This is a genomic window from Pseudohongiella spirulinae (assembly GCF_001444425.1).
GTDB classification, from domain to species: domain Bacteria; phylum Pseudomonadota; class Gammaproteobacteria; order Pseudomonadales; family Pseudohongiellaceae; genus Pseudohongiella; species Pseudohongiella spirulinae.
Genome location: NZ_CP013189.1, coordinates 1,237,984 through 1,262,340, shown reverse-complemented (window position 1 = coordinate 1,262,340; position 24,357 = coordinate 1,237,984). Strand labels below are relative to the sequence as shown.

General features: G+C 54.4%; 24 protein-coding genes. 7 read left to right on the top strand and 17 right to left on the bottom strand.

All coding sequences use genetic code 11. The features are described from left to right. Positions 1–41 precede the first annotated feature (41 nt). Together PS2015_RS05725 and PS2015_RS05720 are read right to left on the bottom strand one after the other, a co-directional pair. A complete protein-coding gene (locus PS2015_RS05725; protein WP_058021324.1) occupies positions 42–875 on the bottom strand; it encodes a DUF6544 family protein in 834 nt (277 codons plus the stop codon). Continuing rightward, positions 875–1,057 (bottom strand): YgaP family membrane protein, encoded by a 183-nt coding sequence (locus PS2015_RS05720; RefSeq protein WP_058021323.1) that lies wholly within the window; start codon positions 1,055–1,057, stop codon positions 875–877. Before PS2015_RS05720 ends, PS2015_RS05725 begins: the two co-directional genes overlap by 1 nt. A gap of 152 nt (positions 1,058–1,209) precedes the next feature. Between PS2015_RS05720 and PS2015_RS05715 the strand changes: the two genes are divergently transcribed. Then, positions 1,210–1,860 (top strand): YiaD family glycine zipper/OmpA-like lipoprotein, encoded by a 651-nt coding sequence (locus PS2015_RS05715; protein WP_058021322.1) that lies wholly within the window; start codon positions 1,210–1,212, stop codon positions 1,858–1,860. A 1-nt stretch (position 1,861) separates the two neighbouring features. Here PS2015_RS05715 and PS2015_RS05710 read toward each other — a convergent pair whose 3' ends face one another. Continuing rightward, complete coding sequence (locus tag PS2015_RS05710) at positions 1,862–2,245, bottom strand: ACT domain-containing protein (protein WP_058021321.1); 384 nt, start codon at positions 2,243–2,245, stop codon at positions 1,862–1,864. Between the two features lie 49 nt (positions 2,246–2,294). On the opposite strand from PS2015_RS05710, the gene PS2015_RS05705 reads away from it, so the two are divergent. Continuing rightward, on the top strand, positions 2,295–3,164 hold the full coding sequence (locus tag PS2015_RS05705; protein WP_058021320.1) for a crotonase/enoyl-CoA hydratase family protein: 870 nt from the start codon (positions 2,295–2,297) through the stop codon (positions 3,162–3,164). On the opposite strand, the gene PS2015_RS05700 is transcribed toward PS2015_RS05705, so the two are convergent. From PS2015_RS05700 to PS2015_RS05685, 4 genes are all read right to left on the bottom strand, one after another. Further along, positions 3,161–4,261, bottom strand: coding sequence for a saccharopine dehydrogenase family protein (locus tag PS2015_RS05700; RefSeq protein WP_058021319.1), 1,101 nt, complete (start codon positions 4,259–4,261; stop codon positions 3,161–3,163). The genes PS2015_RS05705 and PS2015_RS05700 overlap by 4 nt on opposite strands. A 13-nt stretch (positions 4,262–4,274) precedes the next feature. Continuing rightward, positions 4,275–5,777 (bottom strand): L-piperidine-6-carboxylate dehydrogenase, encoded by a 1,503-nt coding sequence (gene amaB, locus PS2015_RS05695; protein WP_058021318.1) that lies wholly within the window; start codon positions 5,775–5,777, stop codon positions 4,275–4,277. An 87-nt stretch (positions 5,778–5,864) separates the two neighbouring features. Then, positions 5,865–7,682 (bottom strand): glucans biosynthesis glucosyltransferase MdoH, encoded by a 1,818-nt coding sequence (gene mdoH / locus PS2015_RS05690; protein ID WP_058021317.1) that lies wholly within the window; start codon positions 7,680–7,682, stop codon positions 5,865–5,867. Then, on the bottom strand, positions 7,679–9,208 hold the full coding sequence (locus PS2015_RS05685) for an OpgD/OpgG family glucan biosynthesis protein (RefSeq protein WP_058021316.1): 1,530 nt from the start codon (positions 9,206–9,208) through the stop codon (positions 7,679–7,681). Before PS2015_RS05685 ends, mdoH begins: the two co-directional genes overlap by 4 nt. A gap of 147 nt (positions 9,209–9,355) precedes the next feature. Between PS2015_RS05685 and PS2015_RS05680 the strand changes: the two genes are divergently transcribed. Both PS2015_RS05680 and PS2015_RS05675 read left to right on the top strand, forming a co-directional pair. After that, positions 9,356–10,129, top strand: a complete 774-nt coding sequence (locus PS2015_RS05680) for a CDP-alcohol phosphatidyltransferase family protein (RefSeq protein WP_169792272.1) — start codon at positions 9,356–9,358, stop codon at positions 10,127–10,129. Further along, the gene (locus tag PS2015_RS05675) at positions 10,126–11,070 is read left to right on the top strand and encodes a lysylphosphatidylglycerol synthase transmembrane domain-containing protein (protein WP_058021314.1); all 945 of its coding nucleotides are present in this window, start codon (positions 10,126–10,128) and stop codon (positions 11,068–11,070) included. The genes PS2015_RS05680 and PS2015_RS05675 overlap by 4 nt, the downstream gene beginning before the upstream one ends. Here PS2015_RS05675 and PS2015_RS05670 read toward each other — a convergent pair. Genes PS2015_RS05670 through ribA form a run of 4 tightly spaced genes read right to left on the bottom strand, consistent with a single transcriptional unit; the run spans position 11,067 to position 13,845 of the window. Beyond that, positions 11,067–11,447: a 6-pyruvoyl trahydropterin synthase family protein gene (locus tag PS2015_RS05670; protein ID WP_058021313.1), complete on the bottom strand. Its 381-nt coding sequence runs from the start codon at positions 11,445–11,447 to the stop codon at positions 11,067–11,069. The genes PS2015_RS05675 and PS2015_RS05670 overlap by 4 nt on opposite strands. A 19-nt stretch (positions 11,448–11,466) precedes the next feature. Next, entirely contained in the window at positions 11,467–12,468 is a 1,002-nt protein-coding gene (locus PS2015_RS05665; protein WP_058021312.1) for an MDR/zinc-dependent alcohol dehydrogenase-like family protein, read from the bottom strand. Continuing rightward, positions 12,465–13,208 carry a RibD family protein gene (locus PS2015_RS05660; RefSeq protein ID WP_058021311.1) on the bottom strand — a complete coding sequence of 248 codons (744 nt, stop codon included), beginning with the start codon at positions 13,206–13,208 and terminating at the stop codon, positions 12,465–12,467. The genes PS2015_RS05665 and PS2015_RS05660 overlap by 4 nt, the downstream gene beginning before the upstream one ends. Further along, on the bottom strand, positions 13,198–13,845 hold the full coding sequence (gene ribA / locus PS2015_RS05655; RefSeq protein WP_082628207.1) for a GTP cyclohydrolase II: 648 nt from the start codon (positions 13,843–13,845) through the stop codon (positions 13,198–13,200). The genes PS2015_RS05660 and ribA overlap by 11 nt, the downstream gene beginning before the upstream one ends. 118 nt (positions 13,846–13,963) lie before the next feature. On the opposite strand from ribA, the gene PS2015_RS05650 reads away from it, so the two are divergent. Both PS2015_RS05650 and PS2015_RS05645 read left to right on the top strand, forming a co-directional pair. Continuing rightward, positions 13,964–15,028 (top strand): glycosyltransferase family 4 protein, encoded by a 1,065-nt coding sequence (locus PS2015_RS05650; protein WP_058021309.1) that lies wholly within the window; start codon positions 13,964–13,966, stop codon positions 15,026–15,028. Further along, positions 15,025–15,825: a class I SAM-dependent methyltransferase gene (locus tag PS2015_RS05645; RefSeq protein WP_058021308.1), complete on the top strand. Its 801-nt coding sequence runs from the start codon at positions 15,025–15,027 to the stop codon at positions 15,823–15,825. Before PS2015_RS05650 ends, PS2015_RS05645 begins: the two co-directional genes overlap by 4 nt. Here the strand turns inward: PS2015_RS05645 and PS2015_RS05640 are convergent. The 3 genes from PS2015_RS05640 to PS2015_RS05630 all read right to left on the bottom strand — a co-directional run bounded on the left by PS2015_RS05640 (position 15,816) and on the right by PS2015_RS05630 (position 18,495). After that, on the bottom strand, positions 15,816–16,595 hold the full coding sequence (locus PS2015_RS05640; protein ID WP_058021307.1) for an FkbM family methyltransferase: 780 nt from the start codon (positions 16,593–16,595) through the stop codon (positions 15,816–15,818). The two genes, PS2015_RS05645 and PS2015_RS05640, sit on opposite strands and share 10 nt — an antisense overlap. Next, positions 16,595–18,205, bottom strand: a complete 1,611-nt coding sequence (locus PS2015_RS05635; RefSeq protein ID WP_156412673.1) for an alkaline phosphatase family protein — start codon at positions 18,203–18,205, stop codon at positions 16,595–16,597. Before PS2015_RS05635 ends, PS2015_RS05640 begins: the two co-directional genes overlap by 1 nt. A 98-nt stretch (positions 18,206–18,303) precedes the next feature. Beyond that, positions 18,304–18,495, bottom strand: a complete 192-nt coding sequence (locus PS2015_RS05630; protein WP_169792271.1) for a DUF3185 family protein — start codon at positions 18,493–18,495, stop codon at positions 18,304–18,306. Positions 18,496–18,739: 244 nt separating this feature from the next. Between PS2015_RS05630 and PS2015_RS05625 the strand changes: the two genes are divergently transcribed. Continuing rightward, positions 18,740–20,320: an ABC-F family ATPase gene (locus tag PS2015_RS05625; protein WP_058021305.1), complete on the top strand. Its 1,581-nt coding sequence runs from the start codon at positions 18,740–18,742 to the stop codon at positions 20,318–20,320. Positions 20,321–20,347: 27 nt separating this feature from the next. Here PS2015_RS05625 and PS2015_RS05620 read toward each other — a convergent pair whose 3' ends face one another. The 3 genes from PS2015_RS05620 to PS2015_RS05610 all read right to left on the bottom strand — a co-directional run bounded on the left by PS2015_RS05620 (position 20,348) and on the right by PS2015_RS05610 (position 24,187). Then, on the bottom strand, positions 20,348–22,804 hold the full coding sequence (locus PS2015_RS05620) for a penicillin acylase family protein (RefSeq protein ID WP_156412672.1): 2,457 nt from the start codon (positions 22,802–22,804) through the stop codon (positions 20,348–20,350). A 67-nt stretch (positions 22,805–22,871) separates the two neighbouring features. Further along, positions 22,872–23,831: a hypothetical protein gene (locus tag PS2015_RS05615; protein ID WP_335338260.1), complete on the bottom strand. Its 960-nt coding sequence runs from the start codon at positions 23,829–23,831 to the stop codon at positions 22,872–22,874. Further along, a complete protein-coding gene (locus PS2015_RS05610) occupies positions 23,828–24,187 on the bottom strand; it encodes a PadR family transcriptional regulator (protein WP_058021303.1) in 360 nt (119 codons plus the stop codon). Before PS2015_RS05610 ends, PS2015_RS05615 begins: the two co-directional genes overlap by 4 nt. Positions 24,188–24,357 lie beyond the last annotated feature (170 nt).

Genomic DNA, 24,357 nt, shown 5'->3' with positions numbered 1-24,357 from the left:
GCACGATGTGGCAGGTTGACGCAGTTTAGTCTGGTGCCCGCTCAGTGAAAGCTGACGTCAGTGATATCGGCGATAAAAAATGGGAAGTACTCATCCGTTGTAAACTGGTTGCCCGCTTCCACATGGGTCGGCAGGCGAAATCCCTCAAACCACCGGAATTCCGACAGGTATCCGCCGAAGGGTTGCAAGCGGTGCTGCTTCTGAGGGTTTGCATTGCTCCAGCGTTCGAAGCGTACCTCGGTTGGCTGACCGTGCTCATTTACATAGAGGTCGACGGACTGTTGCAGTCCATTGTGATTAACGGTGAGCCGCGCACAATCAGGACCAACCCGGGTCCATGAGATCCCCGGCGCTGGCAGTGCCGATGCGGGCGCCCAGAACACAGCTTCTGCCACGTAGCGACCAAACGCCGAACGGGCATGATCCGCATCACCACCCAGACGCGCCACAGGCAGCAGCCCCATCACCCAGAAGCGCGTCCAGCGATGACTGTCTGAGCCGGAAATTGCAAGCACCCCGCGCCTGGCCCGCATCTTCCAGACAAAACCCTCAGGCATCGCCATGACCTGCCTTGCGATCATGCGCATATACCCGGGGCTTGTCTTGTCACCCATGCCAAACCGGCCAGACATACGAAGATCCACCACTGTTTTTAACGGCGTTCCGGGTGCAATGGTATACAGGAAATAACGCTGAGCAGGCTCCGGCAGGCAATCCACCATGGCCGGATCAAACTTATCCGGTGTTGATGGCTGCGTTTTCTGCAAGCCTTTGATAAGACTGGCATCCGACCAGTGGTCACGCACGCGCCACAAGACCAACAAAGACAAAGCAGTGAGAACCAGCACACCTGCCAGCAAATACATGGCCGACATCACTGACAGGTCTTGACGCCCAGCAGACTGTACAGTGGGCAGGTATTCAGCAGCCCTGTCGCTAATGGTACGATGCCTATCCAGCCCCAAACGCCGATCACCCCGGCCAGCGTCAATGCAATCAAAACAACACCCAGAACAATCCTGAGCAGTTTATCGACAGTTCCCACGTTTTTTGTCATACAGCCCCCGGCTTGTAAGTGATAGAAAATCAGGTATGCGGTTAATACGGCGTTCAGTTTACGCCTGCCATGATAGACTTGAAACCAATGGATCACATCGCATTGACTCACATCAATTCACACGATGAGAATTTAAAAATCAAGGAGACCCTATGAACCCTCTGGCAAAACTGTCAGCAACAATAGGCCTGGCTGCCGCCCTGGCCGCCTGTACAACCATTAACCCATACACCGGCCAGACGCAGACCAGCCGCGCGGCGACGTATGGGGCCATTGGTGGTGTTGTCTGCGGCCTGATAGGCGCCGGTGAAAGCAGCACACGCGCCCGCAACGCGGCACTCGGTTGCGGTGCCATTGGTGCTGGAATTGGCGCATACATGGACGCACAGGAAGCTGAACTGCGCCAGCAACTGGAAGGTACTGGTGTGCAGGTGCAGCGCAGCGGTGATCAACTGGATCTGATCATGCCGGGAAATATCACCTTCAACACCAATGAGTTTTCAATCCGCCAGGATTTTTATCCGGTGCTGGACTCCGTGTCTGAAGTGCTTTACAAATTTGTCGACACACGCCTGATGGTCACCGGACACACTGATTCAACCGGGGCACGTGACTACAACTATAATCTTTCCAATAGACGAGCCAGCAGCGTGGCCAACTATCTCGCAACCCGCGGTGTGGATCAGAATCGTTTGATCACGCAAGGTATGGGTCCCGATCAGCCCATTGCCAGCAATGACACCGAGTCAGGCCGTGCAATGAACCGGCGGGTAGAGCTGCAGATTGTGGCTGCGCAACGCTGACTCAAAAACCAGACAGCAGACCGAGCGCTTCCTCAGCCCGCTCTGCCGGCACAAAAATATGGTCGTGGCAGTAGCCTGCGACCATGTTCGCGGCAATACCTGCCTGCGCCAGGCGCCCCGATACCGCGGCTGTCAGACCAACAGCCTGCAGGCTGGAATGCACCATGAGGGTAATTCTATGGAAAGTGTCTGCGTATTCCAGTCCCGCCTCTCTTGCTGCTGACTCAGTTAAAATCAGTGTGCTTCCCTCACGTTCCTGAATGATGGCCACAGGTGCCCACTCAAGATAGGCTGTCACGTCGCCGGGCACCTGACAGAACACGTATTGCTGGCTATCCGTTTCTGGTGCCAGGCTTTTTAGAATTTCATCCAGCTCAGTCAACATAGTAAACTCCGCGTCAAACGACTATTTTAAAGAGAGACGCCTGCCTACTATGAACTATGAAACACTCAACTACCAAATCAATGATCGCATTCTCACCATCACACTCAACAGACCCGACAAGCTGAATGCATTTACTGTGACCATGGCCAATGAGCTGGTTGAAGCCTTCGAACGCGCCAACGCCGACGATGAAGTGGGTGCCATCATCGTCACCGGGGCGGGCCGGGCATTTTGCGCTGGCATGGATCTGTCCGTTGAGGGCAATGTCTTTGGACTGGACGAAAGCATGGCACCGACACCGGCAGAGCTCGATGAACGCTTTGAAGACCCGGACATGATCTCGGGAGTACGCGACACCGGCGGGCGGGTATCACTGGCAATCTATGCCTGCAACAAGCCGGTCATTGGCGCGATCAACGGCGTCGCTGTGGGCATCGGCGCAACCATGACACTGGCCATGGATGTCAGACTGATGGCAGACACCGGTCGCATGGGTTTTGTGTTCGGCAAAATCGGCATTGTACCCGAAGCCTGCTCAACCTGGTTTCTGCCACGCCTGGTTGGCCTGTCTCAGGCCCTGGACTGGGTCTACACGGGCGAGTTGATCGATAGTGAATCTGCCCAGCAGGCAGGCCTGATCAAAGCCGCTGTGCCTGCGGAGGAACTGCTGGCAACTGCAGAGAAATTGGCCCGCAGCTACATTGCAAACCGCTCGCCCGTCAGTGTAGCCCTGACCCGACAAATGATGTTGCGAAATTCAGCCGCAGCACATCCCTTGGTTGCACACAAGGCAGAATCCCTGGCCGTTTTTTACACCAGCCAGGGTGACGGCAAAGAAGGCGTGAAGGCATTTTTGGAAAAGCGCGACCCTCAGTTTACTGCCAGGGCCTCCACCGACCTGCCCGATATTTTCAGTTAGTGATTGTGTGTCTTGCCGATATGCCCCTTGCGAAAATAATCACCGGTGCGCATGGCCAGATACGGTGTCAGCGGAATTTCTTCCTGCTTCAGAAATCCACTGGCTGGCAAAGCGCCCTGCCTGACCATTTCGATCACGGCAACCACCGAAGCACAGGTTGTCCAGGCAATCGCCGTACGTTGACGCCCGTTGATGGTCAATGGGTAGAACGAGCGCACAAATTCTCTGCGTGACATTTGCCCATTAATCGTTCCTTCGGCTGCCACGTGCACATAGACCACATCCTCGTCGACCGGCGGTTTGGCATGCGTGAGAATGCGACCCGCCTCCTGTCGATTTTCACGCATCAACAGTTCATGAAAAAAGAAATTCATCAATTTCACATGCCCCGGATAACGCATGGTTTTGTAGTCCAGGTTTTCAATCACACCCAGATAAGTCTCACACATGGTGCCCAGACCACCCGAAGTGGTGAACGCCTCCAGTTGTACACCGTCAATATAAACCTGTTCGATCCATTCCATGGCCGACACGGTTTTTAAAACTCCTTCCTCAATCACTTCGCAGTCATTCAGGTATTCATTGACCACACCTTCCGGAGACCAGTTGAAGGCATAACCCAACAGGCCAGTGGGATTCTGGGGAAGAGCACCAACTCGCATGCGAATAGAGCGCACTTTATCAAATTTCGAAGCCAGATCGGCCGCCACAATGCCCACAAACCCGGGGGCCAGTCCACATTGCGGCGCCATGATGCCTTTGGAGGTTTCTGCAAGTTTGCGGATGTGTTTGGTGGTCGGCACATCTTCAGTCAAATCAAAGTAATGCAGGCCCAGCTCATGAGCGATTGTGCTGACACCAATATTCAATTGATATGGCAAACACGACAGGACCGCCTGTTGGTCGCTCAACGCCTGTCGAATCGCGCCGTCATCTGACAAATCAGTTTTGATGGTCGAAAACGGCGCATCGATATCACGCGAATCGATGCCCAGCACATCGAAGCCGCTATCCTGCAGCAATTCGGCGGCCAGATGGCCAATTTTACCAAGGCCCAGTACCGCCACTCGCTGAAAGTCCCTGTTTGAAACTGACATGGCATTCTCCCTCTCAGACGTCAAATTTCACACCCTGCGCTAACGGCAAATCGGCAGAGTAGTTAACGGTATTGGTTTGTCGACGCATATAGGCTTTCCAGGCATCTGATCCGCTCTCACGTCCGCCGCCGGTTTCTTTTTCGCCGCCAAAGGCCCCGCCGATTTCCGCACCCGAGGGACCTATGTTGACATTGGCAATACCACAATCCGAACCACTGGCAGACAAAAACTGCTCTGCTTCACGCAGGTTCTGGGTAAAGATGCAAGAGGACAGCCCCTGTGGCACGTCATTCTGCATGGTGATGGCCTCATCCAGTGACTCATAGGTCATCAGGTACAGAATGGGCGCGAAGGTCTCGGTTTTTACGATGGCAGATTGTGCGGGTATCTGAACGATGGCCGGTTCTGCATAACACCCGCCGTCTGGCACACCGTCAGTACGTCGCTGACCACCGATAATCAGACCACCTTCTAGCTGCGCCTGTTGCAACGCCTGCTGCATGGCATCCAGGGCACGGTGGTCAATCAGTGGCCCTACTAACGTGCCTTCATCCAGCGGGTTGCCAATCGGCAAACTTTGATAGGTATTCTGCAGACGTTCCACCAGATGATCACGAATTGACTGATGAACGATAAGGCGACGCAGCGTTGTGCAACGCTGACCCGCAGTCCCAACTGCAGAAAAAACAATAGCCCGTACAGCCATATCCAGATCGGCTGACGGCGCTACAATCATGGCATTGTTGCCACCGAGTTCAAGAATACTGCGCCCAAAACGTGCAGCGACTTTCGGACCAACCGCTGCGCCCATTCGGCATGAGCCGGTTGCCGAAACAATCGCCACGGCAGGAGAACTGACCAGGGCATCACCTACACGATGATCACCAATCACCAACTGCGCCAGACCCGCCGGAGCATCACCAAACCTGGCCAGTGCACGCTGCATGATTTTCATGGTGGCCACAGCAGTCAGCGGTGTTTTCTCCGAAGGTTTCCAGATCACCGGATCACCACAGACCAGCGCCAGTGCGGCATTCCACGCCCAGACAGCTACTGGAAAATTAAATGCGGTGATAATGGCGCAGGGACCCATCGGATGCCAGGTTTCCATCATGCGGTGCCCCGGCCGTTCAGAGGCAATAGTCAGACCATACAGTTGCCGCGACAGACCCACCGCGAAGTCGCAGATATCAATCATCTCCTGCACTTCACCAAGACCTTCGGAGCGGATCTTGCCCGCCTCCAGCGTGACTACGGCTGCCAGTTCGTCTTTCGCGGCTCGTAATTCCTCACCCAACAGCCTCACCAGCTCTCCGCGCCTGGGCGGTGGCACTGTTCGCCATTGCCGGAAGGCTGTATCAGCTTTAGCAATGACTGATTCCATATCCTCTGGCCGACTTGTCTTCAGCGTGGCGATCAACGAGCCGTCAATGGGTGAATGGACCGGCAGATCGCCGCCTTCAAGTTCGGCCGGGACCAGTCCTGCGGCACTCAGAACTTCACTAAAATTATGCATACGTTCTCCCTGTGTGGAGCCCGTTTCCGTTAACAGCGCGGGGTTGAATTAATGCCTTTGACAGGCTCCGATGCGCCTGATTGTCTCTCAGTTGACAGTTTTCATCAAATGGCGCTGGCGTTCCATTACCGGAGGCACGGAATACTCTTCAGGTGTGAGCAGCAACCCGCGGGCCATCAGCCAATCTGCAAGCAGGCGACTGCCACTCAGCGCCGACAAGGGGATGGACAGGATCAGCCCGATTATCATGGGCAACATCCAGTACAGAAGGGGCGAAGACAGCCACTGCAGATAGACAACCATCAACAGCCCCAGCAACGTATGCCCGGCATGTTGGCGGAGCATCCGTTGCCATTGCAGTTCTGTGCCACGGCGCTGTTGTGCTGACCAGCCGGAGTCCTGACCCCGTATGATCTCCCACATGTGACGTGTATGCTGCATCATGACAATAGGGGCGTGCAGTACCGAGAACAGCAGCTCAACCATAAATCCCAGCAACAATCGTTTCCGTCCAACAGTACGACTTATCTCACTGTTGAGCAACGCGCGGCCCAGTCCCAGAATCTTGGGCAGGAATAACAAAAACAGAGTCGCCAAAAATAGATTAAGCATGCTGTAGAAATCAAAGCTCAGAGCATTCACGCCAGCGGCAATCGGTGCACTCAAAACCAGGCCAATAAGGACCATTGCCAGCCAGAGCGGAGACATCAGGTAATTCATCACACCCATCAACATGTGCGCGCGACTCGGCCAGCGCAATCCTCTGGCTGACAAAACTCCCAGGTGTTGGACGTTGCCCTGCGCCCAGCGTCTATCACGAACGGCAGCATCTGACAGGCTGGGGGGACATTCCTCCCATGATCCGGGCAGATTCGGCAACATACGCACTGTCCAGCCGGCCCGGCGTAGCAAGGCGGCCTCGACAAAATCATGAGAGCGGATTTCACCTCCGAACGGACGTGGACCAGGCATTTGCGGCAAGCCGGCAGATTCGGCGAAAGCCCTCACTCGCAGGATCGCGTTGTGTCCCCAGTAATTGCCATCATCACCTTGCCATGCGCATAAACCGCGGGCAAACACAGGCCCATAAATGACACCAGAAAATTGCTGCAAGCGGGCAAAGAGTGTTTGCGAACCGTAAATTCCTGGCAGCGTCTGCAAGATGCCCGCCGACGAGTCAGCATCCATTTCCCTGACCAGGGTCGCGAGCGTATCGGCTGTGATAAGACTGTCGGCATCAAGCACCACCATATAGTCGTAGCGCTCACCCCAGCGAGTTATAAATTCACGGATGTTGCCAGCCTTACGGGCAGTATTGCGGTCACGACGACGGTACCAGACCGGCATGATCGTATCGAGCTGCTCTCGCAGCAGACGAACTGTTCGCGCTTCTTCGCGCCAGATTGCCGGGTCAGATGTATCAGACAATAAAAAAATTTCGAAATGATGTGCCAGGTTCCTGCTTTGAAGATCCTCCGCCATCGCCCGCAATGAGGCACTGGCATTAGAAGGTACTTCATTATGAATTGGCATCAATAACACTGTTCTTCCGCGCAGTGGGGCGTCAGCGACTGAGCGTAACACGGCATGTCCACACAACAGACCCGCCAGCGCCGCACTAGCCGTCAGTGCAATCCAGCCGAAGGTCAGCGAAAACAGAGCCAGCAACATCCACAAAATAACGGTCACCGTTATTGGGTTGCCTGCCAACTCTGAAAACAAAATGCCATGCATTTGTCCGCTGGCAAATATTGTCATCAGCAGGCTGCCACCAAAGGTCAGCAGGCGCGCCAATCGGGTTTGCATGCCGGGCGCAGAATGTCGCGCATCCGGACGCGATGACAGCACCTGAGTGGGCATGGACAGAGGTGCGGGTGGCGGAATCAACGGAGAGGTGCCTGTCATTTTGTCCACCGATAGAGCCAGGTCTCACCCCATTGCCTGTCACCCACCTGGAGAGTCAGGCGCAGCTCAGCCAGATCTGCCTGCTCAGGATCCAGCTTGAGATAGACTCGATAGAGACCAGATTCGGGCAGCAAAGTGCCACTGACATCAGAGATGGTACCAGCGCTGGTAGTGGCCTTCATATTGATCAGATTATGGTTTTGCTGCACATACTCAATGCTTGCGGCATCAGCAAAGTCGATCACAAACAATCGCTCCGCGGTGCCAGGCACACTACCAGCTGCCGTCTCCACGATCATGCCAGGTTCTGCAACGGGTTGCCCCCAGTTCAATCGATAGTTGAATTGGTAAACCTGCCCCGGTTCAAGCGCCGCCGCCGGTTGCCAGTACGCAACAATATTGTCATGAATTTCATCAACCGTCGGGATCTCAACCAATTCAACATGCCCCGCTCCCCAGTCATGCAATGGCTCGATCCATAAGGACGGACGTTTGTCATACCGTGCTTCTGCATCGTTAAAGTCTTCAAATCCAGTATGCCGTTGCATTAAACCGAAGGCGACCGGCGACTGTTTACCAAAAGCGGATACCTGCAATTGCGCCGGGTTCGCCATCGGACGCCAGACTCGCTCGCCATTGCTTTGTTGAATCCAGAGACCGTCCGAATCGTGAACTGCGTCGCGGAAATCGTCGAAACGGGCACTGTTGCTGGCATCAAACATGAACATGGATGTCAAAGGCGCGATGCCAAACGCCTGAATACTGCGACGCGGATACAGGGTGGCTTCCACATCCATAACAGTGGTCTCGCCAGGTCTGATCACGAACCGGTAGGCGCCAGTGACGGAAAAACTGTCGAGCAGAGCATGCACCACAATCTGTCGAGAATCCGCTGCTGGTTTTTCTATCCAGAAATCCGAGAAGCGGGGAAACTCTTCAACACCAGCACCGACCGTATTAACAGCTAGTCCGCGTGCCGACAGGCCATAGAACTGATGCCTGGCAACTCCACGGAAATAACTGGCACCCAGAAAAACCAGAAACTCTTCAAATCGTTCAGCGGAATTTATCGGGTGATGAATGCGAAATCCGGCATATCCATTAACCTCAGCCGGGTTAATAGCAGGAAGGCTGTCATGGTACTGAAACTGATCAGTCGAAAATAACAGCGGAGCCTCCCGACCGGACGCAACCAGGTTTATGTTTACTGTCTCGGTATGCAAAAAACCGGGATGAAACAATTGCAGTTGAAACGGCACCGACTCGTTCTTCCACACGGCGGCCGACGGATCAAAAACAATCCGCCGATAGTCATCATAATCCAGTTGGCGCAAGGGGCTGGTCGCCGCGCTGACCGGCGGCGCAAATGGTCGATTTGAAAGATCACGGGCATAACTCTGCAGCCACTGATGACTGAAATCCTGATCATCGGCATCAGCTTGTGCCAACAAGCGGGTAGAATTAAACAGACTGATAACCAAGATTCCCGTCAGCACTGAATGCGCGAGCACCTCCCGGTAAGTCATATGACATTTCCTTTCCGCACTTAGCGGTAAACTGGACTGTCTGATTGTACGAATTTTATGGAATGGCGGATCAACCCTTACTGCCCGACTGGTCCTCATGGACCCGGCAATCGTATACTGCGATACAAACATCAGAGGTTCAACAATTTGCCTGTTTTTTCGATTCCGACAACCGCGCCCGAGCGCGAGCTGACGTTGTACAGTTTTCTGGGAGTGATTCTGATCTTACTGGCCGCCGCAGGTCTGGCGTCTCTGGATAGCTGGCAGTCGGCAACCCTGCCTGGCGCGACTATCAGCCTGCTGTGCTGGTGCTATATCTGCTGGCAAAGTCACAAACGAGTCGACCTTAATTACAACCCTCAAGACGGCGAGCACTATCAAACATTGGGATGGGGCACACAAATCACTTTGCTGCGAGGGCTGCTCATAGCCGCCACGGCTGGCTTTATCCCAGTCGCCATATCAGCATCCCATTCGGCATGGCTGTTTATACCCGCTCTGTTTTATACCGCTGCCGCCATCGGGGATGCCCTGGACGGATTTCTGGCGCGCCGTCAGCAACATATCACACGGCTTGGCGCTGAGCTGGACACGGTACTGGATGCTCTCGGTCTGCTGGTAGCACCGCTACTGGCAGTCATGAGTGGCAAGCTGCATAGCAGCTATCTGTTGGTCAGCCTTGCCTACTACCTGTTCCGTCTGGGCATCTCCTGGCGGAAACGCCAGGGCAAAATTGTCCATGCGCTGCCGCCCAGCAAAATGCGTCGGCAACTGGCGGGCTGGCAAATGGCGCTTGTTGCAACCGCATTATGGCCGCCCATTTCTGGCAGTGTGACGCAATGGCTTGGATTTGTTTTTATGCTGCCGCTGCTGGCCGGTTTCTGGCGAGACTGGCTGGCAGTCAGCGGTCGGCAAACATGAACGCAAATCGATGGCGGCTGCTGACAACGTTGTTATGGATACTGGCGCTTGCGCTGGCGGCCTGGTCACTTCGGCAATTACCGCTTGGAGAAATCGCCTCACAGATTGCCGGACTGCGATGGCATCAATGGCTGGGCTGGACAGCTATCAATCTGTTAATTCTGTACCTGGCTGTGAAACGCTGGCAGATACTGGCGCTGTCGACCAATGCACGTCTGTCTCTGGCACAGCTATTCTGCCTGCGCCAAGGCGGCAGTGCGGTCAGTTTTCTGACGCCCGGACCTCATTTTGGTGGCGAACCACTGCAACTTTACTGGCTGCATCGCCACCACAAGCTGTCGCTTCACCAGGCCGGCGCTACACTGGGGCTGGATCGCTTTATGGAAACCGGCGTCAATATGGCGGTGCTGTTGGGCTGCGTGCTGGCCCTGCTTGGAAGCACTGTACTGCCCGATGGCAACTGGATACAGATATCCATGGTGCTTGGCGCAAGCCTGCTGCTGATGTTGATCGCTTTGTTAATGTTGATGCGCCATCCACGCTGGCTGGCCAAAAAACTTCAGCCGCTGACAGAATTGCTGCGCAGTGTCTGGCAAGTTCACAAAGCCAAACTGGCCTGCGCTTTAATTCTGTCGTTACTGACCTGGCTGGTGCTGTTTATTGAATTAATGTTACTCATGAGTTTTACCGGTCTCGCTCCGTCAATTGCGCAGCTGCTGCTGATCATGATTGGCATGAGATTGGCGATGTTATTACCGGTACCGGGAGGCATCGGGACAATTGAAGCCTCGCTACTCTGGTCGTTTACAGTACTTGGCTTTCCTGTCGCTGCAGCCGCCGGATTGATTGCCCTTGTTCGTCTGCGCGATGCGATTGTGCTGCTGATCGGACTGGGCTGTCTGGCCGCTCTTCGCCGACCGGCAACTACCGCAACGATTTAAGCAAATGCGTGCCGATACGCCGCCCAGCATGTAGCGTTTTCCCAAAGCTTGACCGTCAGCGAGCCACGCCCGGGTGGTGAAATACTGTTCACCAGCTTCTCGGCGAGAATCCGGCTGAAGTGTTCAATACTGGGATTCAAACCTGCAAATTCCGGTTTATCATTCAGCATACTATCCCGGAAGTAAGCGACGATATCACCCAGTGCCGCTTCGATCTCAACAATATCAACCAGATAGCCATGTTCGTTCAAAGTATCACTTTCTATCTGAACTTCCGCCACATAATGATGGGCATGCGGTTGATTTTCCGCGCCCCAATCACCTCCGATCAGATAGTGATTGGCAATAAAATCCTGTGTTACAGCAACTGTATACATAGTGCTTCTCGCGATTGACTCAATTGGGGTAATAGAACAGAGCCTGGATGATACCGGGCTCGCCTTCATGTAATGCCTGATATAGCTGTGACGCATCCTGAATGGATGTCGGGTGGGATATCAGCCTTTCTACTTCAATCTTGCGCAGCAGCTCCCAGACCGTGTCGAAACGACGTTGTTTTGTCCAGCGCCCGGATAAACCCGGCGCGATCGTGCTGACCTGGCTGGTAATCAGTTGAAGGCGGTTGCGATGCGCCGCTCCACCCAGATCCACACAGACAGACTTATTACCATACCAACTACCGATGACAACGCGACTGCAGTACCCGCTGATACCCAAAGCCAGATCAAGCGCGTCAGGGTGACCGCTAACTTCGAAAATCAGATCAGCGTCTTCAATTTCAGCCGCTGCCTGTTCCGGACTCAGAACTGCATCCGCCCCCATATTCAGAGCGAGTTGCTGTCTGGCTGCCAGACTCTCTACGACCGTCAGATTATGCAAAGGAAATCGTGCCAGCACACTGGTAACCAGTAAGCCGACAACACCTTGACCCAGCACAACCACTCTCTCTCCAAGCAGCGGCTGGCCATCCTGCACCAGATTAACGGCTGTCTCCATATTCGGTAGAAGCGCAGCCGTTTCATAAGGCAAATCATCAGGAATCAGCATCAGTTGCTCCTGGGAGGCAAGGAAATGACTGACATGGGGCTGAAAAGAGAACACACGGCGCCCCTGCAAAGCGGGATCCACACCTTCACCCAGCATCTGAATGTCGCCAACACAGGCATAGCCGTATTGCAGCGGATAGTCTGCAGTTTCCTGCAGTGAGGCCAGATTGCTGTCCAATGCAATGGACCGGGGCAGTTGTCCCCGATAAGCCAATAGCTCAGTGCCGGCACTGACCGCTGAACAGTGCGTTTTTACCAGAACCTGACCGGGCCGCGGAACCGGCAAACTCACTTGCCTGACCTCGACATTATGCGATGCAGTAAACCATAGCTGGTGGGCGCTGGTGCTCATAGCATTTCCCCGGAATGCTTGTAATGCAAAGCGCCCCAGACAATCATCTCATCGCCCAGTTGATGACTGTGCAACGGAGCAATATGCGGAAACGAAGCTTTATCAGGGTCAACCAGGCGGCCAATAGCGTTGTACCCACCGACCAGAACCGGCGCCACAGTAAGAACAATGGCATCAGCCAAATGGGCGCGCAAAAACGCCGAGATGACATTGGCGCCTCCTTCGACCATCAAACTGCGGATACCACGCTGGTATAGCGCACGAAGCGCTGCATCCAGATTGACATGACCATCACCATCATCGGGCACTACAATCAGATCGCAGCCTTCACGACCTTCCGCACCCTGCACTGTAGTCAACACCCAGCAACGTCTGCTGTTATCCTGACACAGGCGACTTGATGCAGGCATGCGAAGCTGACTATCCAACACGATCGGCTGAGGGTTATTGCCAGTCCATTCCCGCACTGTCAGTTGGGGGTTGTCGGCCAGGACTGTGCCTATGCCGACCAGAATACCATCATGCAGACTTCGTAACTGATGAGTCATACGCATACCGGCCTTGCTGCTCAGCGCCAGGGTTTCTCCCGGATCCGTAGTGATACTGCCATCCCAGCTTTGCGCATAGCACAGCGTAACGTGCGGGCGTTCAGAGCCGCCAGCCGACTCAACATAGCTCTTCCGGGCCTCAGTCAGCCAGCGCTCAAGTTGTAAATTGAATGACGCGGTTTCATCGACCATTTGCAGTTTTAAGAGACAGGGATTCGTTCGGCGAAGCGTTCAACGGCAGCATATGCTCCATACGCAGGGCCTTGGTCATCAGGTAATCAGCGTTATCGGTATTGGCCGGCACAGCCAGCGAGACCCGCCTGGCGACATTTATACCCGCTGACTCAAGCGCCTTGATCTTGGCCGGATTATTGGTCATCAGGCTGATCGATTCAACACCCAGATCCTGTAGCATCAGTGCCGCCAGTGTGTAATCACGAGAATCAGCAGCGTGTCCCAGCATCAAATTGGCATCAACCGTGTCGTAACCTTTGTCCTGCAGATTGTAGGCACGTAATTTTTCCAACAAACCGATACCACGTCCTTCCTGGCGAAGATAAAGAATCACACCGCAACCAGCCTCTGCCACCTTGGCCATGGCACGATCCAGTTGTTCTCCGCAATCACAGCGCCTGGAGCCAAGCACATCACCTGTGAAGCATTCAGAATGCACTCTGGCAAGAACTGCGGGCGCGCTGGACGGGTCTCCCATGTACAACGCCAGGTGCTCTTTGTTATCCAGCGTGTTGCTGTAAAAACACAATTGAAAATCGCCATGCGGGGTCGGTATACGCGTACAGACCTGTCGGGTCACTGAAAGTTTGGACATCGCTCGCTCAACATGTTGATATAACGGTTTCATGGTATGCCTCGCCCGGCTCAGACGCAAGCGCGGCGGCTTGTAGTGAATACGGCTCTCACCCATCAACGGATCAACAGGCAACACTTTGGGCATACAGGTCTATTTTATTTATCCCGGTGATCTGGACACAGCTACCGGTGGCTATCGGTACGACAGGCGGCTGATTAATGAGCTACGTGAGTTGGGCATCAAGGTAGAGACAATTGCTCTTTCGGCCCGGTTTCCATTTCCTGATGCCAGGGCACTGGAGCATGCCGCGCATACGCTGGGCGCCCTGCCGAGCAATGCGTTGGTAATTATCGATGGCCTGGCATACGGAGCCATGCATGAACTTGTCGAGGCAAATACCAAACGCTTGCAGATCGTTGCGTTATGTCATCATCCTCTGGCACTGGAGTCCGGGCTGACTGAAACGCAGAAAAATGACTTCCAATATTCAGAAACAATGGCACTTCAAGCCGCACGGGCTGTCATCGTCACCAGTCCGCACACCGCGACAATACTGCAGTCAGATTTTTCGGTACCAGCACAAAAAATTGTCGCAGCCCTGCCTGGTACCGATGCGGTCGAATTTGCGCCGTGCAACGGAAATCCCCTGGTGCTGTTGACTGTGGCCTCACTGACCCGTCGTAAGGCGCATGATGTGTTAATCGACGCTCTGGCCTCTGTGCAAGAGCTGGAGTGGCAGGCAAGATTTGTCGGCGGCGAGCACTTCGACCCAAAGTGGGCATCCCAACTGCGTCAGCAAGTGAACCAGCTGGGCCTTCAACAGCGTATTGATTTTGCAGGTAGCGTTGACGACCTGCTCATTGAATACCAGAGTGCCGACGTCTTTGTTTTACCGTCTCGATTCGAAGGGTATGGCATGGTGTTTGCGGAAGCACTGGCCGCGGGCTTGCCCGTCGTGGCGGCCAGCACCGGGGCTGTTCCGGATGTGGTGCCTCCAAAAGCCGGATTGCTGGTACCAGCGGACGATGTAGCTGCACTCAGTTCCGCTTTACGGCGCCTGCTCACTGACAAAAAATTGCGCAAAAAACTGCAGACAGGTGCCAGACAAACAGCCGCTAACCTGCCAGGCTGGCGACACAGTGCCCTGAAGGTGACAGCCTTGCTCAACAAATTGACGTCTGATATGAGAGAAAGCCCTTGAGTGGTTTCAGCATAGAATGGTTAAACCTTCGCGAAGATGCCGACCGGCGTGCACGCAGCCAGGTACTTCTGGATAAAGCCAGGCACTGGTTATGCTCTGGCAAAGAAAAGGAACCCCCCCAGCTTATCGCCGATATGGGCGCAGGTACCGGCTCCACACTCAGAGCCTTTAGCGAAAAAGAGACAGGTTTTCCGGCATTGCGCTGGCGACTTCTGGACAACGATCAGGCCTTATTGAACGAGGCGCAACGACGTCATGGCACAAGCCATGACCTTGAGCTGTGCAGGGTCGACCTGTCCGAAACCATTTCCCTGCCGCTCAGCGATGCGCGTTTGATCACGGCCTCTGCCCTGTTTGATCTGGTATCTGCCGGATTTATCGACGCAGTGATTGACTCAGGCATCGGCGTTTACGCCGCGTTGAACTACAACGGCATCTCCCGCTGGACACCTGCTCACCCTCTGGATGACACGGTATTACAGGCGTTCAATAGTGATCAACGACGCGATAAAGGATTCGGTCCGGCGCTGGGGCCAGAATCGAGCTCCTATATGATCAAGGCCTTTAGCCGGGCGGGTTACACAGTTGAGACGGCTGACAGCCCGTGGATTCTGAACGGCGTTGACCAAATGATGGTCAGTATGTTGATCGATGGCATAGCGGATGCTGTTCGTGATCATGCATTGATCAAACCGAAAGCATTGCAGGAATGGATCGATTTTCGTCAATCAACTGTATCAACCGGCACTTGCATCATTGGCCACACGGACGTTCTGGCGCTGCCAAATCAGCTCTGACTGTTGGCAAAAAGATCTTTTCGTCGGGCGTACACATCTCCGCTGCCCTGCCTGATATCATCCAGAATACGGATCATCTGATCAGCGTCCATCCAGTTGTCGAAACGCAGGCGATGGCTCTCACCGGGAGCCAGGTTGAACTCATAATGTCCCAACTCCCGCAGGCGCCGGACACAATCCCTGGCCAGTCTCATCGACGCCGGAATATACTCGAACGACAGCGCGGCCAGAGGACGAGATAAACCCTGCAGCACTTCCAGTTCGAAACCTTCTACATCAATCTTGCAAAAACGCGGCTCGCCATAGCGCTCAATCAACGTATCCAGAGTGACAACCGGCACATTCACTTCTTTATCCCACTGAACGCCCTTAAACGACGGATCCTTTTGCACCCGGGAAATCCAGTCTTCTGACATACTGGTAACCGTGGGTGTCCGGGTGCTGATATGCAATGTCGCTTGTCCGGCCACAGCGCCAATGGCCTGCTCGACCAGCGTAATGTTCTCGAAACGCCCGTAACGCTCTCGTAATGTGGCCATCAGCAGCGGCTGCGGCTCAACTGCAATCATTTTGGCGCCCAGATCTTGCCAGGCTGCCAGGCGATTACCAACATGCGCGCCGATATCAAAACACAGATCGCCGGGACGAATGAACTGCCCATAGAATCGACGCAACCTGGCCCGCCGCCCCGGAATTCCGTAGTACATCAGCAATGAGCGCCAAAGCCCCAGTCGTTCACGCCAATAGTCACGCCACTGTGTTCCGACCATTATTTGCCCTGCCTGTACTGTGAAGAAAAAGCCTCGATAAACTGATCACGCAGGCGATCCATGCGCCATACCGGAGCCTCGGAATCGGGCAACAGACCCGGCTGCCAACGCCAGTGACTGATAGCGTCCAGAACATCCGGATCACGGCTGATCAGGTGCACCGGCACATCAAAACCATTTGAATCTCCCGACACCATGGGCGCCGGTGGATGGTCGCCGAGCAGCAGAATAACCAGCTCATCATCACCATACTCCTGCACAAATGAGACCAGAGTACGCAGCATGTATTCGATCGACTGGCGATAGTGATCGCGAATGCTGTCGACATCCCGCCAGACTTCCTCCGGGGCCGGGCCGGCCTGCGCCTGCGCATCAAAAATTCGCCCGTCACCCACCTGATCCCAGGGCACCAACTCCGCAATCGGTGTCCACGGGGCATGGGAAGAAATCAGGGCAATTTCCGCCATTAGCGGTGGCCGGTCGCTACGCTCCCGCTCCAACCGTTGCAGGGCGGACATCACATACTGATCTGGCATGGTCACCCAGTTAAAGGGCAGACCTTCATAACCGAAGTTGTGCGCATGATAGATATGGTCGTAACCGTAGTATTGCCCCTCTGGCCAGGCCATGCTGATTGCCGGCATGGCAGCCACTGTGCGCCAGCCAGCATCGCGGAACAACCGATTTAAAGTCGCCCGGCGACTCAGAATCAGACTTTTGTAGCGTGTCTCGCTGTCAATCCAGGCACCTGACAATACCGAAGCATGTGCCAACCAGCTCAGCCCGCCAACGGTCGGCGCCGTTAGGAAGGCGCTGCGCATCAACATTCCCTCCTGCGCCAGCGTATGCTCGGCCTCCTGCAAGGTTGCCGTGATTGACTCAACAAAAGGTTCACGCTCCAGCAGGACCCGACCGTATGACTCGGCAAATATCACCAACACATCCTTGCCCTGCAGTCGGTCGAACAGGCCGTCTCCTGATCGCGTCGCCCACAAATCTTCGTTAACACTTGCCTCAAACTCGCGGATATCTCGCAGACTGCGAACGGTGTCCTGCCCGTGCAAGACCAGTTGATCCCAGGCAAAAGTATCTGCCCTGTCCCACCCAGTCGTTTTCAAGACAACCCACGACAGAAGTAACACTACAAGTGCCACTGCAGACACACGACCACCCGCTCTGAGCATTTGCTGCAGACGCCCCAGCATGGCAAACGCCAGCCAGCACAACAGCGCAGCACCAAGGGCCAGCAGCAACGCTACCCCCAGCGCCGCAAATTGCCCCAGTACGCCCGTCAGTAAACGGCTACCATCGGCCAACAAATGACTGTCAAAGATCAGATTAAACGGCCGGGCGAAAATCTCGTGGGTGACCAGATCGGCACCGCGCAACAGCAGACTCAGACCCAATAGCACTGAAAGTCCTATTCTGGCGACGATTCCCGTCCGTCCGGGTAATAGTAAAAGCAATCCGATGATCAGAATTTCAAGTGGAAAAAAAACGAAGGCATGAGGAGTGACCCAGAGCAGCCGATTGGGCATTGTCAAAGCCACAAACAACCCAATCAGGGCTGCCAGAGTAAAAATATGCCGGACGACGGGTCGTTGAATCAAAATGAATACCGTTGCGGATATATAAAAGACAGTATACGCCAATCATGATGAATCAGACCTGCAAGCCGCGCCCGCTGACGTCCCTGTCAGCGCAAGAATCAGTTCTTCAGAAACAGGAACAACCCCACCACAAAACTGATGGCACCACCAATGTAGTACTGCATTACGCGGTCCGGTTCGGCCCCGGTGACGGCTTCAGAAACCTCTGAGGTTAAAGAATCAGATAACTGGTAACCCCAGATTGCCAGTCCGACACCCAGTACCACCAGCGCCAGACCAATTACCTTCATTGTCTTTCCCGAATCCATAGCCATAAATCAGCTCCCATCGTTGAATCGAATGAAATGTAACGTGATTATTGTTGCAAAAATAGCAATATAAAGCCAATCAACCCAGGTTAACTACAACCTCCCGTTGCCGAAAAAGATACGTCTGCTGCGTCACTACTGATGCCCTGCGGGCTGTATTCTGTTAGGATGCGCGGCTTCGCTTGATTCTTCTTTCTCCGCCCTCCTCAATACAGAGTCTATTTTTGTGATATCCACCGCCAACCTTACCATGCAGTTCGGCTCCAGGCCGCTGTTCGAAAACGTGTCCGTCAAATTCGCCCAGGGCAAACGCTACGGCCTTATCGGTGCCAATGGCTGTGGCAAGTCCACCTTTATGAAACTGCTGGGCGGGGATCTGGTACCCACCAGTGGCCAGGTCATGCTGGAGCCGGATGTGAGACTGGGCAAACTGCGCCAGGATCAGTTTGCCTACGAAAAATACTCGGTGCTGGACACTGTGATCATGGGTCATGAAGCGCTGTGGCGGGTGAAGTCTGAACGTGACCGCATTTACGCGCTTGAAGAAATGACCGAAGAAGACGGCATGGCAGTTGCCGAGCTGGAAGAGCCTTTTGCCGAGATGGATGGTTACACCGCCGAATCCCGCGCCAGTGAACTGCTGCTGGGCCTGGACATTCCCCTGGAACAGCACGACGGGCCCATGAGTGCCATCGCACCGGGCTGGAAGTTGCGTGTGCTGCTGGCGCAAGCCCTGTTCTCTGATCCAGATGTATTGCTGCTGGATGAACCGACCAACAACCTGGATATCAACACCATACGTTGGCTGGAAACTGTCCTTAACCAGCGGAACAGCACTATCATCATTATTTCCCATGACCGGCACTTTCTGAATGCCGTGTGTACCAATATCGCCGACATGGATTACGGTGAATTGCGGCTTTATCCAGGCAATTATGATGACTTTATGATTGCCTCGACCCAGGCCCGTGAGCGTCTGCTGAACGAAAACGCCAAGAAAAAGTCGCAGATCTCAGAGCTGCAGGCCTTTGTCAGCCGCTTCTCCGCCAATGCTTCCAAGGCCAAGCAGGCCACCTCGCGTGCACGGCAGATCGAGAAAATTCAGCTGGAAGATATTAAACCCTCCAGCCGCATCAGCCCCTATATCCGTTTTGTCGAAAACAAAAAGCTGCATCGCCAGGCACTGATTCTGGAAGACGCCAGCAAAGCCTATGACAAACCCTTGTTATCCCACCTGAGCCTGCAAATCGAGGCCGGTGAACGCGTTGCCATCATTGGTCCCAACGGTGCCGGTAAAACCACTCTGCTGCGCTGTCTGATGCAAGAAGTGCCGCTGGATGCAGGCAAGCTGAAGTGGGCCGAGCAGGCTGATATCGGCTACTTTGCGCAGGACCACAGCGCCGAATTTGTAGAAGAAATCACCCTGTTTGACTGGATGAAACAGTGGACCAAAGGTGATCAGCAACTGGTGCGCTCGGCATTGGGCCGTATGCTGTTCTCCAGCGATGATGTGCACAAAACTCTGCCTGTACTTTCCGGAGGCGAAAAAGCGCGCATGCTGTTTGGCAAATTCAGCCTGATCAACCCAAACGTCATGGTAATGGACGAGCCCACCAATCACCTGGACATGGAGTCTATTGAAGCGCTCAACCTGGCCCTGGAAAACTATCCCGGCACGCTGATTTTTGTCAGCCATGACCGCGAGTTTGTATCATCACTGGCCACACGTATCATTGACATGCAGCCCAGCGGCCTGGTCGATTTCAAAGGCAACTACGAAGACTACCTGCTCAGCCTGGGGCTTTGAAAAACACCGGCTGAGACTGCACAGTCATCAATCAGCCGGCGTCAGATTCAAGCGTTCTGCCGTGACAGACTCGACTTTATCGCGGCTGTAGAACAACGGGAAATAGCGGTTGTCTATCCAGTCCTCGAACAGATTATCGTAGAACGGGCTGTCCGGATCCCCTGACTGCCCCGGGGTATTGGAGGCCAGTGCACGATCAAAGTCTTCGGTATCCACTATCATCCGGAAGGAGCCACCACTGGTCTGGTTATCACCATAGCCGGTATTGCTCACGGTATAGCTATAGCCATGTCGTGGCGCCGGACCCACCTCAAAAGAGGCACGCAATTCATCGCTGACTGCCGCACTCATCGGGTGGCGCAATAAGGCATGTTTGTATCCTTCCTGACCATACTGCCAACGATTCATGTCACTGCCAAAGCGTTCCCGCAGATTGTTTACCGCTGCCGCCAGCGCATCCATCATCAACCGGTCACGCCCCTCAGTGGAATGCATACCGAACCGTCCATCTGGTGACAACAGTCGATCCACGGTGGGTTTCATCTGCAACAAACCAATGAAGTCCTGCGCCGCTTCGGGCACATACATCGCAGAGACCCGTGAGCGCAATTCCCGCTCCCAGGCCATATAGATACCCGCAGCCACAGAATCAATTGCCATGCGGAAATCCCAGTTCAACAATTGCTGACGGGCGAGCTCCACTGCGTTGTTATCATGTTCCAGACCATTCAATAATGGCACCAGTGTGCGTGCCGGAATGGACAGGGAGTCGTTCTGCAGTTGAGCCATGTCCTGCAGATTAAAACGCTGCCCAGATGCCAGCACTTCACGAACGCGATTACCACGATACGGATCAGTCCAGGTCCAGCCGACCGCGTTGCGGAACTGATAACCATCCGGCACCATATTTTCGTTGGATGTATTCCAGAAACCCTGCTCCGGATTAGTCGCATTAGGCAGGGCCAGAATCGGCAGATACCCATCCCACTCATAGCGACCATCACCCGGTACGGGCAACAATCCATCCCAATTTGGGCGAAGTGGCGCCACACCAACAGCCTGGTAACCGATATTGCCATCACGATCCGCCCAGACAAAATTCTCACCGGGGATGCGACTGTACGAAGCCCCATCGCGGAACTCCTCCCAGGACTGTGCCTGACTCATACGCAGTCCCGCCAGATAGGGGGCAGCGCCAATGTCCAGCCAGGCCAGTCGCAGCGCAAACGCCGCCTGCCGATCCGGTCGCTCATGAATCACCGGGCCGTGGCGGGTAAACTTCAATTCAACCGTGCGGGTGCCTTGGTCCCGCACCATAATCTCCGCCTGTTCGGTCCGCATGGTCTCCCAGCGCCCCTGATAACGGTACTGATTGGGGTTATCCGGGTGTGTTTCATAAACATAAAGGTCCTCACTATCAACCTGGAACACCGTCAAGCCCCAGGCACCAAAACCATTGTGACCAATGGAAATGCCCGGCAAGGATGGTTCACCTCCACCGATAATATTCCAGCCAGGTCCATGCAGATGCACAAAATATCTCAGGGCCGGCGCGCCGATCACTCGATGAGGATCATTGGCCATGATGGGATAACCGCTTTCACTGCGTGCCCCACTGACCACCCAATTGTTACTGCCAATATCGTGATTGCGACCCAGTACTTCGGTCTGAGCGGCTGCCAGTTGGTCATTCAATTGGGAGGCCAGGTTATCGCGACTGACACTGGCATCAGCGCGAAACGCTGCATCGATGTCTTCCGGCAAAAACGTCACGGCACTGCGTGCCGCACTATACAGGCGCAGAATGTCATCACTCAGCAGGTCCGTATCTATCATATCGTCGAATTGCAGGGCAGGTTCTTCTGGATGAAACCAGATCAAATCCTTCACTGTGTCGCTGTCAGTCGCCGCCACTGCCCGCGCCAGATTTAACTCCTCGCGGACATTGCCGACCAGCCCCTGGTGACGGGAGATCACGATCTCAGGGGTCCAGTGTTGCGGTTGCAGATTCATTAATCGGAACTCGATTGGCAATAGCGCGGGATCCGCTATCACCTGATCGATGTAAGCATTAATACCTGCCACGAATGCCGGAATGATCTGATCACCGCGCGGATGATAATGGCGCATCTCCTGCCCAAGATCACCTCGAAAGCGCATCAGGCGGGCACCGATATCGTGATCCAGCATGCGTTCACCCATAATCTCGGCCATCGTGCCTGTTGCCTGGCGGCGCCACATTTCCAGTTGAAACAGGCGGTCACGGGCGGCGTTATAGCCCTGTGCAAAAAACAGGTCGCGTTCTGTTTCCGCGTAGATATGGGAGACGCCCCAGGCGTCCTTGAGGATTTCAACCGGAGCTTCCAGGCCTTCAATGGTGTATGCATGTTGCCGGGCAGACTGGGCAATTACATCTGAAACACCCAACGACAGCAGAACCAGAGATGCAGCAATGAATCGACAATAACGCAGCGTGACAGACATGTGAGACCTCTCGATCATATTTGAACCAGACAGTTCACTTGAGCTTAAACGCCTCCCGATAGTGTGTCTACCACCTACTTTGCAAACTGCGCAATCTGTAAATATCCCTGCCAAGCTCCCAAAGAGGAAACAGAGCAATGACAACCAGAGTGAAGACGGCACTTCTCTCCAACTGTGCCAGGTCAAACACGTCCTGCCACAACACCGTATCCGGATGAATAAGCGGGCCGTTTGCGGCCAATATCAAGGTGGCTGCGACCAATGCCAGATTCATGGCGACATTCATCCGCAGCAACATGCGATTCCAGAGTTGCTGTCTTAGCTGCCATAAACTCAGGCCAATGCCCAGCACAGCCAGAGGACTCACCCATTTAAGATACTGATGCGCCTGATCAGACACAATGAAACGTATTTGCTCCGATTGTTCAACTGGCATGAACACTGGATACCAGATAACCACCAATAAAAACAGATAGGTTGCCAGGTTTGTGAAAATGTCCTGCAATGAGATGTGCTGCCAACCCGGACCCGCTGCCGGCAACTCAGCAGGGCTCCAATCTCGCCCGACAGATTTTTTCGATTCAACATTCTGCGACGACATCAACCAGAATGCGGCAGTAATGCTGGCGAAAGCGAACACGGCCGCCTCAAGAAAGCCGCCAGCAAGGCTGAACAGATATCCCACCAGACCAATACCATCACTGGACAACCAGCTTACGGTTGTTTCCAGCACCTGAAGTAAAAACAGAATACCCAACACCATATAAAGTGTGTACTGATAAAGCGGCATATACGACAAGCGAATCAAAGGCCTGGGCGGCACAAACTGCTGTGCAACGGTACGCGGGCGCCCCATGGCCTTCAGGAGATCCGAGATCTGAGCCTCGGTCAGTTCTCCATGCTGTTCCCGCACGGCATCCAGTTGATCCAGAATATTGGCCTTTAACTCGCGGCCGATTTCGTCCCGCTTGTCCTCGGGCAATTCGCGCTGCACAGCAACAACATAACGCGCCACCAGATCCATCACTTACCCTCCTCGTCTGCAGTTCCCGAATGGGTGCCCAGAATACTGCCCAGAGCGCCGTTTAGTTGTTGCCACTCATCCGTCAATTGACTCAGCAGCTCTGCACCCAGTTCTGATAACTGGTAATAACGCCGCTCACGGCCCTCACCCTGGCGCCATTCGCTGTCCAGCAACTGTTGCTCCGCCAGGCGGCGAATCAGGGGATACAGAGTGCCTTCGTCAATTTCAATACCGCGCTCCTGCAGTTGCCTGCGCAACGAATAGCCATAATGCGGCTGCCGGAGCGAAGCCAGTACGGCCAGCACCAGCACGCCACGGCGCAGTTCAAGTCGCATTTTGTCCAGTTGGGCTGCTGTCATTACCTATGCCTCATAGAATGAGGCGCATACTGTGCGCCACACGGCAATATACTATGTGGCGCACAGTATTATGTGCAAGCTTTTTTTGGGTGAGATTACATTTCAGGGAATGTAAGCACCCATGGGGAATAAAAAATAGTGCACCAGCCTTTGCAGAGGGCCAGTGCACT

Bases quoted from the DNA above. Each gene is read 5' to 3' on its own strand.
- amaB (WP_058021318.1), bottom strand. From the start codon at position 5,777: ATGCATAATTTTAGTGAAGTTCTGAGTGCCGCAGGACTGGTCCCGGCC.
- PS2015_RS05640 (WP_058021307.1), bottom strand. From the start codon at position 16,595: ATGGTCGGAACACAGTGGCGTGACTATTGGCGTGAACGACTGGGGCTT.
- PS2015_RS05685 (WP_058021316.1), bottom strand. From the start codon at position 9,208: ATGACTTACCGGGAGGTGCTCGCGCATTCAGTGCTGACGGGAATCTTG.
- PS2015_RS05710 (WP_058021321.1), bottom strand. From the start codon at position 2,245: ATGTTGACTGAGCTGGATGAAATTCTAAAAAGCCTGGCACCAGAAACG.
- ribA (WP_082628207.1), bottom strand. From the start codon at position 13,845: ATGTCCAAACTTTCAGTGACCCGACAGGTCTGTACGCGTATACCGACC.
- PS2015_RS05720 (WP_058021323.1), bottom strand. From the start codon at position 1,057: ATGACAAAAAACGTGGGAACTGTCGATAAACTGCTCAGGATTGTTCTG.
- PS2015_RS05670 (WP_058021313.1), bottom strand. From the start codon at position 11,447: ATGTATACAGTTGCTGTAACACAGGATTTTATTGCCAATCACTATCTG.
- PS2015_RS05715 (WP_058021322.1), top strand. From the start codon at position 1,210: ATGAACCCTCTGGCAAAACTGTCAGCAACAATAGGCCTGGCTGCCGCC.
- PS2015_RS05675 (WP_058021314.1), top strand. From the start codon at position 10,126: ATGAACGCAAATCGATGGCGGCTGCTGACAACGTTGTTATGGATACTG.
- PS2015_RS05620 (WP_156412672.1), bottom strand. From the start codon at position 22,804: ATGTCTGTCACGCTGCGTTATTGTCGATTCATTGCTGCATCTCTGGTT.
- mdoH (WP_058021317.1), bottom strand. From the start codon at position 7,682: ATGACAGGCACCTCTCCGTTGATTCCGCCACCCGCACCTCTGTCCATG.
- PS2015_RS05705 (WP_058021320.1), top strand. From the start codon at position 2,295: ATGAACTATGAAACACTCAACTACCAAATCAATGATCGCATTCTCACC.
- PS2015_RS05630 (WP_169792271.1), bottom strand. From the start codon at position 18,495: ATGAAGGTAATTGGTCTGGCGCTGGTGGTACTGGGTGTCGGACTGGCA.
- PS2015_RS05700 (WP_058021319.1), bottom strand. From the start codon at position 4,261: ATGTCAGTTTCAAACAGGGACTTTCAGCGAGTGGCGGTACTGGGCCTT.
- PS2015_RS05610 (WP_058021303.1), bottom strand. From the start codon at position 24,187: ATGACAGCAGCCCAACTGGACAAAATGCGACTTGAACTGCGCCGTGGC.
- PS2015_RS05665 (WP_058021312.1), bottom strand. From the start codon at position 12,468: ATGAGCACCAGCGCCCACCAGCTATGGTTTACTGCATCGCATAATGTC.
- PS2015_RS05725 (WP_058021324.1), bottom strand. From the start codon at position 875: ATGTCGGCCATGTATTTGCTGGCAGGTGTGCTGGTTCTCACTGCTTTG.
- PS2015_RS05660 (WP_058021311.1), bottom strand. From the start codon at position 13,208: ATGGTCGATGAAACCGCGTCATTCAATTTACAACTTGAGCGCTGGCTG.